Origin of the sequence: Vibrio sp. 10N.222.46.A1, from assembly GCF_041473595.1 — a bacterium.
Taxonomy (GTDB): domain Bacteria; phylum Pseudomonadota; class Gammaproteobacteria; order Enterobacterales; family Vibrionaceae; genus Vibrio; species Vibrio tasmaniensis_A.
On the sequence record NZ_JBFRSN010000075.1, the window covers coordinates 1 to 11496 of the forward strand.

General features: G+C 44.0%; 10 protein-coding genes. 1 reads left to right on the top strand and 9 read right to left on the bottom strand.

Annotated features, from left to right (window positions below):
- The 5 genes from AB4496_RS02795 to AB4496_RS02815 form a co-directional block, all read right to left on the bottom strand.
- The coding region (locus AB4496_RS02795) for an energy-coupling factor transporter transmembrane protein EcfT (protein ID WP_372130567.1) at window positions 1–825 on the bottom strand (825 nt) is incomplete at its 3' end.
- Window positions 822–2516 (bottom strand): ABC transporter ATP-binding protein, encoded by a 1695-nt coding sequence (locus tag AB4496_RS02800; protein WP_009845838.1) that lies wholly within the window; start codon window positions 2514–2516, stop codon window positions 822–824. The genes AB4496_RS02795 and AB4496_RS02800, both read right to left, overlap by 4 nt.
- A 6-nt stretch (window positions 2517–2522) precedes the next feature.
- Window positions 2523–3071, bottom strand: a complete 549-nt coding sequence (locus AB4496_RS02805) for an ECF-type riboflavin transporter substrate-binding protein (RefSeq protein ID WP_009845837.1) — start codon at window positions 3069–3071, stop codon at window positions 2523–2525.
- Between the two features lie 290 nt (window positions 3072–3361).
- Window positions 3362–4492, bottom strand: a complete 1131-nt coding sequence (locus AB4496_RS02810) for an HlyD family secretion protein (protein WP_009845836.1) — start codon at window positions 4490–4492, stop codon at window positions 3362–3364.
- Window positions 4492–4887, bottom strand: a complete 396-nt coding sequence (locus AB4496_RS02815) for a DUF3302 domain-containing protein (protein WP_009845835.1) — start codon at window positions 4885–4887, stop codon at window positions 4492–4494. The genes AB4496_RS02810 and AB4496_RS02815 overlap by 1 nt, the downstream gene beginning before the upstream one ends.
- A 256-nt stretch (window positions 4888–5143) precedes the next feature.
- On the opposite strand from AB4496_RS02815, the gene AB4496_RS02820 reads away from it, so the two are divergent.
- Window positions 5144–6052: a DMT family transporter gene (locus AB4496_RS02820; protein WP_009845834.1), complete on the top strand. Its 909-nt coding sequence runs from the start codon at window positions 5144–5146 to the stop codon at window positions 6050–6052.
- 63 nt (window positions 6053–6115) lie between these two features.
- Here the strand turns inward: AB4496_RS02820 and AB4496_RS02825 are convergent, their stop codons facing one another.
- From AB4496_RS02825 to deoD, 4 genes are all read right to left on the bottom strand, one after another.
- A complete protein-coding gene (locus tag AB4496_RS02825) occupies window positions 6116–7696 on the bottom strand; it encodes a GGDEF domain-containing protein (RefSeq protein ID WP_009845833.1) in 1581 nt (526 codons plus the stop codon).
- Complete coding sequence (locus AB4496_RS02830; protein ID WP_009845832.1) at window positions 7696–9165, bottom strand: hypothetical protein; 1470 nt, start codon at window positions 9163–9165, stop codon at window positions 7696–7698. The genes AB4496_RS02825 and AB4496_RS02830 overlap by 1 nt, the downstream gene beginning before the upstream one ends.
- Window positions 9166–9351: 186 nt before the next feature.
- Window positions 9352–10821: a transposase gene (locus AB4496_RS02835; protein ID WP_009845831.1), complete on the bottom strand. Its 1470-nt coding sequence runs from the start codon at window positions 10819–10821 to the stop codon at window positions 9352–9354.
- Between the two features lie 80 nt (window positions 10822–10901).
- Window positions 10902–11496 (bottom strand): purine-nucleoside phosphorylase (gene deoD, locus AB4496_RS02840; RefSeq protein ID WP_372130569.1); only part of this gene is annotated, 595 nt, incomplete at its 5' end.

An 11496-nucleotide genomic window follows, 5' to 3' on the forward strand; every position in this document is an offset into this window, starting at 1 on the left:
GAATAATTGTGGTTCTAAAACACGTTTTACGATCGCTAACACAACGATAAAGGCGATAACCATTAGCCAAACATAATCGATACGTTTCAAAGGCGCATAGCTATACCAAGTCCGTGACTTATGTCTGCCAAAACCTCGTAACGTCATTGCGTTTGAAATCTCGTCTGCACGGTCCAAACTAGAAAAAATGAGCGGACCTAGAACCTTAGCTACGTTTTTGATACGAGTGAGTAAAGGTGCTTTTTTCGATAGTTCAACGCCACGAGCCTGTTGAGCATGCATGATATTGATGAAGTCTTTTTTAACTTCAGGTAAATAACGCAGTGTTAAGCTGACCGCATAGGCGATTTTGTATGGAACGCCAATACGGTTGAGGCTTGCTGCAAACTCGGTCGGGTGCGTGGTAAAGACGAATATTAACGCTATCGGGAACATACTCATGTATTTGAGCGTGACAGTGATTAAATAAAACAGAGTCTCTTGGCTCAACGAGTAGTTACCCGGCAGTGTCAGCAATAGGGTCTCGCTGCCGATGAGCTCTGTACCTTGCTGTGGAGCAAGCAGATACATGAACAAAGCATTTAGGCTTAATACACTCACCGTTCCCAATAACAAAGGCTTATAAACGCGCACAGGTACATTAGTAAGCTTTAGCAGGAATAAACCAGTCACAATAAGCAACGCAATCAATCTCAGGTCGAACGTAGTCAAAACCACAGTGACCCAAGCGAGAAAAAGTACAAATTTAGTGATGCCGTTCAATGCGTGTAACGGTGACTTAGTATCAATGTAATTGATGCCAAATTTTACTTTTGATGCATTCATAGCGAGCTTCTCTCGTCGTCGATGAAGTACTGCATAAAAGCGTTGGTGTCGTCGATTTTCATCATAGTCGCAAGTTCATAAATGCTGGTGGTGCAAAGGTTCGCACGTTCTAAAAGCGATGGCTGACTAAACACTTCCGTCATGGCTGCATTAGCAATCAACTTACTGTCTGCGATTACGATCGAACGTGTGGTGTATTCTAGAACCAAGTGCATGTCGTGTGAGATGATCACAACAGTAATGCCCAAATCTCGGTTAAGCTTTTGGATGAATGCCAGCATCGATGTGTAGTTACGGTAGTCTTGGCCTGCTGTTGGCTCATCTAAGATGAGGAGTTCGGGCTCCAACACTAAGATAGACGCGATCGTTACACGCTTTTTCTGACCATAGCTCAGAGCTTCAATGGGCCAGTGGCGGAACTTACTTAACCCGCAAAGCTCAAGAACGTTCTCTACTTTTTCTGTGACCAGCTGTTCTGCCATACCGCGGTTACGAAGACCAAAAGCAATCTCATCAAAAATCATATGATGTGAGATCATATGATTCGGGTTTTGCATCACCACACCGACTTTCTGGCTTCTTTCAAAGATGGAAAGTTCAGATAAGTCTTGACCATTTAGATAGGAAGAACCTGAATCAGCATCTATCACACCCATGATGAGTTTGGTGATAGTGGATTTACCCGAACCGTTCTTGCCCAAAATCGAGACAAACTCACCCTTACCAATTTTGAAACTCACATCTTCGAGTGCATTTTTTTCGCCGTCGTAAGAATAAGTTAAGCCATGAACTTCGAGCAAAGGCTGGTACTGTTTCTCTGCTACCGGTGCCGGGCGCTCAGCAAACCAAGCTTGAACTGCTGGGCGGAATCTTTTGTAATCCAAAGCTTTGAGGTTTGAAAGTTTATCTTCGTTAGTCAGAGGGGCTTTCGCTGCTTTAAGTGCAGATAAGTAGAGAGGTTCACGAATACCGTGCGTATCAAGTAACTTGGACGCTAAGAGGTCATCCGGAGTCATATCCGCGACTATTTCACCGCGCTCCATTAAGATCACACGATCGATATCGCGATGCAGAACATCCTCAAGGCGATGCTCGATAATCACGATAGTCTTGTTGGTTTCTTTATGAAGTTGGTCGATGATCTCAATCGTTGCTTTGCCCGTTTTAGGGTCAAGGCTTGCTAGAGGCTCATCGAACAGCAAGATATCGACATCATCGACTAAAATACCCGCTAACGATACTCGTTGCTTTTGACCACCTGAAAGGTCATGAGGAGAGCGCTCAAGCATATCCGCTAGGTCGACCATTTTTGCTGTCGATTTAACTAACGGGTACATATCAATGTTCGACATCAACTGGTTTTCTAATGCGAACGCGATATCTTCACCGATACTTAACCCCACAAATTGGCTGTCAGTATCTTGCAATACTGTGCCTACTTGCTCGGTATAGTCGTGCATTGAAAACTCAGAGACATTCTTGCCGTTGATCTCTAAAGAACCAGAGACCTCACCTTTAATTGCATGAGGTATCAGACCATTGAGACACTGACCTAGCGTAGATTTACCACTACCACTTGGTCCAATAATGACGATTTTCTCTCCTTTCTCTATCCTTAGATTGATATGTTTTAGCGTCGGTTTATCCAGCGACTCATATCTAAAAGAGAAGTTCGAAAATGCTATAGTCATTAGCGTTTATGCCTCGGTCAGGTTACGGCTTTGTTTGTTACGTTTAGCGACTGATTTTAGGATCAGGAAGCCTACCACTGCGATAAGAATAGTGTTGCCCGCAGCGATGATAGACAGTTGAGTGAAGACTTTAGTAAAGGGTTCTGCGTATAGGATGGTATCTAGGAACGCAGAGCTACCATAACCCACAACGTTACCCGCAAGGGCAAGTACCACGAACAGTGCAAAATCTTTCATTGGCAGTTCGCCTTGTTGAAGGCGATTCTTAGTCATCATTGGGAATAAGCCGATAACCATACCGACAATACCTGAGCCTAATACCCAAGTTAACCATACCCCCCAACCTGCGAACAAATCCGTTACCCAGTGACCGATAAAGCCAACCAAGAAGCCAACAATAGGGCCAAACAAAACAGAAAACAGTGCTAGGACTGCCATTGCTGGTTTCAATGTCGTGTTAGCAAACACTGGGACACCAAACATAGGTAAACCACCAATGCCGTACAGTGCCGCGCCAATAGCAATAACGACGACTGTTTTAGCTGAAAAGTTCATAGATAACCTCGAATACTGAAAATAAAGCATAATATTCGCCATTATTAATATGCGTCTCAATGAGAACGTTTTTTGGGCAAATATAAAAAATAAGGCGCGCATTATACAGTAGAACCCTTCCATAAGGGAAGGTAAGTGTCTAGATGTCTAAAATTCCATCTAGACGCATTAATATCACGTAATAAGCGCAATTTTATGGTTAATCAAGCAACAAAAAAGCCAGAACGAGTCTGGCTTTTTGATTCATATTAACAATGTGTTAAGCGGGGTTGTCGTATATCTACGACCGTTTAGTGGTCTAGATATAGATAGTTTTGCCAACTCTTCATGCGAATAAGCACTTTACGCATGATAGATACGTGAGTGAAGCTGTCAGAATAAACGGCCACTTCGACGGCAGTACCCATAGGCAAATGGTACTCAGACAGATCATCAGTGATGGTCAGCTTAACAAATACACGGCCGCTAGTGCGCAGTGCGTCAGTACCTAGAAGTGTGCCTCGAGCTTGAAATTGGCTTTCACCAATGGCTGGGATCACTTCATCAATGCGTCCTTTAAACACTTTTCCTGGTAGTGCTCTAAATAGAAACTCAGCTTCGTAGCCAGGTTGCAGTCGTTGTAGTGAGTTTTGTCTAAAGGCTGCGGTATAGAATTGCGCCTCAGTGTGAACAAAGGTCATCACCGGCGCTAATGGTAGTGGTACAGCCATTACACCAGGACGAAGAGCGAGTTGAGTTACGTAGCCATCGGTTGGTGCTCTTACTACCGTTTGGTCAAGATTGAATTCAGCTTTACGTAAATCAGCAAGTAAGCCTGCAACCGCTGTATTCTCACCGCCAATCTCAGAGTTAAGTGCGATCTGAGCTTGTTGTTGGTTTGCTTCGGCTACTTTCACAGCTGCTTCTGTGGCTTTGTATGCCTGTCGACGAGTATCGAGCTGTTGCTCTGTAAATGCGCCACTTTCGAAGCCTCGCTTGTATCGAGAGAATTCACGTTGTGCTTTATCTCTTTCTGCAATGGCTTTTATTTTGGCAGCTTCAGCTTCTCCAACTTGCGACTCTAGACCTAAGGCTCCTTGACTCGCTTCTTTTACTTTGGCTTGCAGCTTAGCAACTTCAGCTTCAAAAGGAATCGGGTCTATTTTGAAAAGGATATCCCCTTGCTTGAGAGGCTTATTTGCTTCAACCGGAACCTCGATGACTTTGCCTCGAACCCCTGAAACAATCGGTGTCGTTGAGTAAACTTGATTACCGATTTGTGTGAAAGGGTGGTTGTAGTTCATTAATAGAATCAAAGTACCGATGAGGACAACACCACCCAGTACGGCTGTTGGGACAGTCCATTTGTTTAGTGGGATTTTGAATACTTTGAAAATCGTAATACAAAGCGCCGCGTAGGTCATTATCAGCAGTAAATCCATTACTTAGCCTCCTGATCTTGAACGTTGTTTGTCTGTTTCTCTGTGCTGTTTTGCTCAGTGCCCGCTTGCTTTAGCTGTGCGATTTCGTTCTGAAGTGCACTCACTTGGTCGATGAGAGTGTCGACTCGGTGATGAATATCATGTTGTTCTTCTTCAAGCTTAGCGAAGCCCCAGCCACGATCTTTGCGCCACAACGTAGCCCAAATCCAAAGGAACGGCCAAATAGTGTGTAAAGTGAATAGGCTAACCCAGCCTGAGACATGAATAGCATCTTGATGAGGGTGATTGCGTTCTTTCGCAATTTCATAGGGAATATCGTGAATAACGATGATGCCGTAAAAGATAACTAATGCTACGAAAATCAGTAGACCGAGTGCAAAGTAGTCTAAAAACATAACAGATCCTTGTAATGTTAGATGTTAGTTACAAATATACTACGCTATCATCCAAGTAATTGTTATAAAAATGATTTACCAATCTGAAAATAATATGTTGCTGCTAATAATGAGAATAAAATCACTGATGGATCTTATAAAACCCAATTGAACTTGAATAGGTTATTTCGGATTTCTTGCTGACAAGATGACAGTTCTGATTCAAACGATGCGCATAGCCATAATCATAACAACAATAAATAAAGGATAAATGCGGATGTATATAGGTGAATTAGCGGCCATTGGCGCTGCGATGGTGTGGGCATGTGCGACATGGATCTATGGGCAATTTGGACATCGCTTCTCTGCGATGCAGTTGAACATTGTTAAGGGGGTTGTAGCCTCTGGCATGATGCTGTTGGTCATGCCGTTAATACCAATGCCTGAATTCGAACTGAGTGCTAACCATTTTGGGATCTTGGCGATCTCGGGAGTCATTGGTATCGCAGTTGGTGACAGTGCTTATTTTGCGGCATTAAAAAGAATTGGTGCCAATAAGACCTTGTTGCTGGAATCTCTGGCTCCACCTCTTTCTGGTGTTTTGGCATTAATGTTTCTTGGCGCGGCACTCACTTTGCAAAGTTGGCTCGGTGTTGTGATAACAACCTTAGCGGTGACCTTTGTGGTCTTTCAGCCGTCGAAATCAGCGAACGGTAATGATATTTCTAATGACAAAGCACTGTGGGGTGGCATTGGATATGGGCTTATGGCAAGTGTTTGTCAGGCGTCGGGTGTGGTGATTTCCCACTACGCATTGGTGGCGGGTGACATTCCACCATTGTTAGGTGCTTTGATTCGCCTGACGATTGGCGTGTTTGCCGTAATGCTGATTATCCCTTTCGTTGAAAAGAAGCCGTACTCGTCGATAAAAAGAGATTTATGGGCAATGACCAAGCTCGATAAACTTTGGTTATTAGGGGCAATCTTTGTCGGGACGTTTCTCGCTCTATGGCTTCAGCAAGTGGCGCTGAAAAATGCTAACCCTGCGATTGCTCAAACATTAATAGCGACCAGCCCGGTCTTTATTTTGGTGATTTATGCGATTAGAGGAGAGAAGGTGTCAAAGCAAAGTATCATCGGGACACTTGCCGCATTAGGTGGAATCTCTTTGTTCTTTTATCAATAAGAGGCGGGCTTAGCTACAAAGCTACAGACCTACAGAACTAAAGACCCACAGACAGACGTGTTACTACTCTGTACACACTTGATTACGGCCGTTGGCTTTAGCTCGGTATAGGGCTTTGTCTGCACGATAGAAGGTACGCTGAGTATTTTCTCCATCGCGATGCAAAGTGATACCGATACTAACGGTTAAACCGCGCTCGCCGAGTATTTCATGCCACCCAAATTGGAAGATACGCTCTCGATAATTTTCAGAGTGCATTTCTGCTTTCGCAAGGTCAGTATTCTCAAGGATGACAAGGAACTCTTCTCCGCCAAACCTGACACATGACGCGCCTCTAAACTTAAAGTATGAACGCAGTTCTTGAGAAACGCTGACGATCGCTTTATCACCCACTAAGTGGCTCAGTTCATCATTGATTGACTTAAAGTGGTCGATATCGATAACCATTAATGCGAAAGGCGTTTCGTGTAGCAGTAGATCTTTCAGTTTCACATCTAACCAGCGACGGTTGTGTAACCCGGTCAGTGGATCGGTGAAAACATCTTGTTGTAGCTGAGCAACTGTATTTTTATGTTGCTCTGTTGTCTCTTTTAGCTCTTTGTTCTCTTGTTCGGAGAGAATGAGTTTAAGTTGTAATTCAAACCGTGATAGACGGCGCAGTTGGCTTGCACCAAGTTCGCTGATCGGGATCTGCTTCATCAGATCCGTTTCAATTCGGTAGCCTTTCTTCTCGTAGCTCAGCGCTTCTTCAAAACGACCTTGATTCAAACATACATCACTTAGAGAATCATAGAAGTGCTTCGCAAGCACAGGCGACGAGCCGGGCTTCACACGTTTGTGGGTGCTCGACAAGATCATACTTGCATAGTCTTGCTTTCCGGTCGCACTCAAGCAATGTGCTAACTCTAGACGAGTCATGGTCGCGAGCCAACTTGCTTGAGTACTGTTGGCTGGATATTGAATTTTTGACAGACAACGAAGCGCTTCATGGTGCTTTTTCTTAGCACGGAGCACTTTTGCTTGATACAACAGTATCTGAGCTGTGAGTAGCTTATCACTCACTAAAATGCTCAGTTCTTCGCATTCGTTCAGTAAGTCGCTGGCCGCCGTTATTCGGTTGAGCAGTAGCAGACTTGCTACCATATAAAGCTTGAATTTCAGACGAAGTGATCGACTGCTTATCGCGTGATCTATGCTATTGATTTTTTGGTAGTAGCGAAGAGCTCTGCTGTGGTCTCCGTAAGCGTCACACAGGTTCCCCATACCTAAGATAGCCATTACATATTCATCGATATGTCCGTGCTCAACGGCGATTGTCGATGAGCTGACGAATTCATTCAGTGCCGACGTGTAATCACCAATTTCAACCAAGCGATTACTTAAGCTGGTCTTTACAGTAAGAATATCTTCTATATCTGTAGGAAGGTGGAGTAGGTCGAGTGCCAGTTTTAACTCATCAATACTGGTTTGATTTTGTCGTAACTCGGCGCGGTACTCAGAGCTGATGATGTAACAGTGTGCTTGTTCTGTTTGTGTAGTCGAAACGTGTTGGCGAATATGATTCCAGAATATGATCGCCTCTTCACCCGATACCGATGAAGGATCTAGACCTGCATCTGTAATCTTGCTTAATAGGGTTTCCATCATTCTGTTACCTCAGCATCGTCTTCTTCTAGTTGTTCAAGAGTGAACGGGAACGTCAAAATATCGTTGAGGCTGACGGTCGGTCTCGAACCTTTTAATCCTTTTCTGTGCCATGGATAGATATCTAGCATGGTGGTCAGAGTTTTGAAGATCTGGTCAGCAGCTTCGTCTTTTTCGGAAAGCATAAGAGCCACACGTTCCGAACTTAGCCTTGCAATGAAGTCGTTCTGATTACACAAGGTATGTGCTATCTCGGTACAGACATCTAAGTAATCGGTATCGATGTGATGGAACATGATGATGCAGTGATTAGAGCGTTTAAGCTCCGTCTTAAATAGTACCAGTTTTTCCCACCAGAAGGTTTCGGAAACGACATAAGAGAGGTGCTTTTCCGGGTCGTGTTCGTGTTGACCTCGAATGCGGTTAATTAGCTTACGAGCTCTCTGTTCAAGCTGGCGTTTTGAACTGCGCGCTTTGTCTAAACCGACACGATTTGTTTGTTCTTTAAGCATGCCGGTAGAATATTGACGATACTTCTTAAAAGCGATCAATGCGGCTTCAAAATCTTGATTTTCTTCTGCGACTAAAGACTGTTGATAACAAATTTGGCTAAGCAGTTCGCCATTATCGAATTCGTTTGCTGACTCTTCTGCCAGCCTTAGCAACTCGGCGGCTTGTTCTGGCCTCTTTCTTAAGAGCTCCAGTCTAGCTCGACTGATGTAGGAATGCGCTTTCATCCATACAAGGTTGTGCTCTACTGCTAGCTTGTGCGCTTTGGCTGTGGCTCGTTCTGCATCATCCAAACGTTCAAGGCCAAGTAGGGCAAGGCCTCGAAAATCCCATACTTCAGCGTGCCAAGTATTATCTTTATATTCTTTTAGTGCTTCTTCTGCACCGTCGAGCACCGATAGCATTTCAACATAGTTGTTGAGCAGGTAGTAATCCCATGCGAGAAGTATTCTTGCTTTGCCTTCTAACCAACCAATGCGGCTGTTATTCGCTACTTTTACAGCGAGCTGGTGGGTAGAGCGTGCAAGTTTATATTCGTGAGTCATTCGCCAAATGTTGCCAAGGCCAATGAGGCATTCAATTTGAATCTCCACTTCATCAACCAGTGCAGATTGTTCTAATGCATTGATCCAGAACTGTTGGGCGGAGTAATACTTGGCTTGTCCCCAGAATTGGAGAGCGTGTAAGTGGAGAATTTCAGGGAGAAAATGATCGGTATCTAATCGGCTTTGGCGTTTGTAGGCTTCCTTGATGTATTTTAAACCTTTCTGGTAATCCATAAGGTTCCAACAACATCTCGCCATTAACATGAATGACTGGATAGCGCCCTCTTCAAACAGAACTTGCTCTGATCTGACTAGGCATTGTTGTGCAATCTCTAGGATCACCAATGGCTCAGAATCAACGCGAGTTTTGAGTTGTTCTAGTTCGGTTTCAAGAAGGTACTGATTTTTGTCCAAGGCTTAGATCCATAATTATCGAACATATTGATAACACAATCATTATAGGAGTGTGATTGATGATAAGCATCAATTATCTCTCGCTGAGCATAAAGGGGACACGTATCTTTTCCAATTTTGGGTGTTATCTCATGCTTTTGCTTTGAAATCAATGAGTTCTAGAGCGCTTGTCTAGATGGTAAATTTCTATGAAAGCAATTGCTTAAGAGTTAATGGCTGCTCTGTCACACCTAAGCGTTGTGCTGCCGTCAACCCTTGCTTATCTTGGTAGCACAGATTGTGCCAAGATCTAAATATGTCGAGTAATGGAAGAATGCCCCCAGGACGAAGTTTACGTCTTGGCTCATTGATGAAGCTATCAAATAACAACTGAAAACGTTGTTGATAGAACTTTGTTTGCTGAATTGAAGCTGTATTAAGCCACTGTTTTGGTTCTGGATTATTACCCGTTAGGTAGCAGATACCTTTTTGACTGTCACCTTGACTCGCGATAGCCCAACGATCGCGCCACCAACTCATATGAACGATGTCGATCTTTTCAAAATTTTGGTCATCTTGCCAACCTGAGTCTTCCTCTACATACATAAGGTCAACATTTTGACTCTGAATACGCGGCAAGCAAACGCTTAGAGCGGCAGATCTTAGTAATGGATCTTGTGGCATATAGATCGTGACATGCTTATTCTCATCACACATATCAAGCACGTGTAGGAAGTGAGCATAGGAAGTATAAGGCGGTCGAATTAGCGCGCCCTTCGAAGGGTAACTGAATGTCGTAAGGTTCCCCATTGGGTCCTCTACATTACCTCTCGCAAGAATTACTTGATATTGCTGCTCAATGCGCTCTTTCAGTTTGTCAGACGGCTGAGGAAGTTCGAGATTCGCTTCTGAAGAGTGCTCTTTAGACACAAAGCGTGCAACGTCATCATAAGGGTTGTGATCAGCACTTCCAGATGGTTCTTCATTTTGAGAGTAATTGACGTGTTGGCAAAGGATGTAGCCAGAGTGTGCCTCGCCAGTCGCTATCCATACCACACCATTGTTGCTTTTCGGTTGCAGGCGTTGGTAGTGAGAAGCGAATTCGTAATCTTTAGCATGGTTGACCCAACGAGCATCGATCATCGCTAACTTGCGACGACAGCGACTGGCGATATGGTCAACATGATCATAGAAAGTCTTTGGATTGATCTCTAACTTTCTACAAATTTCACGTACTGAATACCCCATGAACAATAAGCCCATGAGGTTCTCTTGAAACTGAAGTTTTTTGTTGGATCCTGACCACTTATCAACGAAGGTTGATTGGCAGTCTTTGCATCTGTAACGCTGCCTATCGCCACTGTAGCCGAAGGCATGATAAAGATGTTTGTGGGTATGAACCGATAAACCAAAGTTATCGCAATCATCATTACGACAAGCAGGGAGCCCGTCGCTGTGAAGTTGTCTTAGGCGATGAAGTTCGCTTAACACTTCACGATTGTTAAGTAAGGGGGGGAAAGCTCCACATTCACGACAAACCATCGCTGGACGCTTAGGGTTTGCGTGTTGCAAAACATACCGTTTTGCATCGCTCAAGCCAAAGTTGTCACACGCCAATGTTTTACAAAAGTTGAGTTGCAAACCATCCGCATCTTTTGGCAGCTTGTCGTTAGACACGATCTCCCCCTCGGGATTATTTGAGCAGCCAAGTGAGCTTGGCTGCGGGGTAACGCTTTTCAATGTATCTTATCAATTCGTTAGATGTTGATTGCAGTCTCTAGAGCAACTTTCATCATGTCGTTGAAAGATTTTTGACGATCTTCAGAGCTTAGTTTCTCACCACGGATGATGTGGTCAGATACTGTTAGGATAGTTAGAGCTTTAGCACCAAGATCCGCAGCAACACCGTAGATACCAGCTGCTTCCATATCAACACCAAGGATGCCTAGCTTTTCCATTTTTTCGAAAAGGTCAGCTTCTGGAGTGTAGAAAAGGTCTGCAGAGAATACGTTACCAACTTTAACTGGAACTTCTTGTGCACGTGCTTGGTTTACGGCTTCTTCTAGAAGACCGAAATCAGCGATTGCCGCGAAGTCATGGTTGTTGAAACGAATGCGGTTTACTTTTGAGTCAGTCGATGCACCCATACCGATAACAACGTCCATTAGTTTAACGTCATCACGTACCGCACCACAGCTACCTACGCGAATAACGTTCTTTACGCCGTACTCAGCAATTAGCTCATGTACATAGATGCAGCACGATGGAATACCCATACCGTGGCCCATTACAGAAACTTTCTTACCTTTGTAAGTGCCTGTGTAACCAAACATGTTGCGAACGTCACAAACT

Bases quoted from the DNA above. Each gene is read 5' to 3' on its own strand.
- AB4496_RS02800 (WP_009845838.1), bottom strand. From the start codon at position 2,516: ATGACTATAGCATTTTCGAACTTCTCTTTTAGATATGAGTCGCTGGAT.
- AB4496_RS02805 (WP_009845837.1), bottom strand. From the start codon at position 3,071: ATGAACTTTTCAGCTAAAACAGTCGTCGTTATTGCTATTGGCGCGGCA.
- AB4496_RS02810 (WP_009845836.1), bottom strand. From the start codon at position 4,492: ATGGATTTACTGCTGATAATGACCTACGCGGCGCTTTGTATTACGATT.
- AB4496_RS02815 (WP_009845835.1), bottom strand. From the start codon at position 4,887: ATGTTTTTAGACTACTTTGCACTCGGTCTACTGATTTTCGTAGCATTA.
- AB4496_RS02820 (WP_009845834.1), top strand. From the start codon at position 5,144: ATGTATATAGGTGAATTAGCGGCCATTGGCGCTGCGATGGTGTGGGCA.
- AB4496_RS02825 (WP_009845833.1), bottom strand. From the start codon at position 7,696: ATGGAAACCCTATTAAGCAAGATTACAGATGCAGGTCTAGATCCTTCA.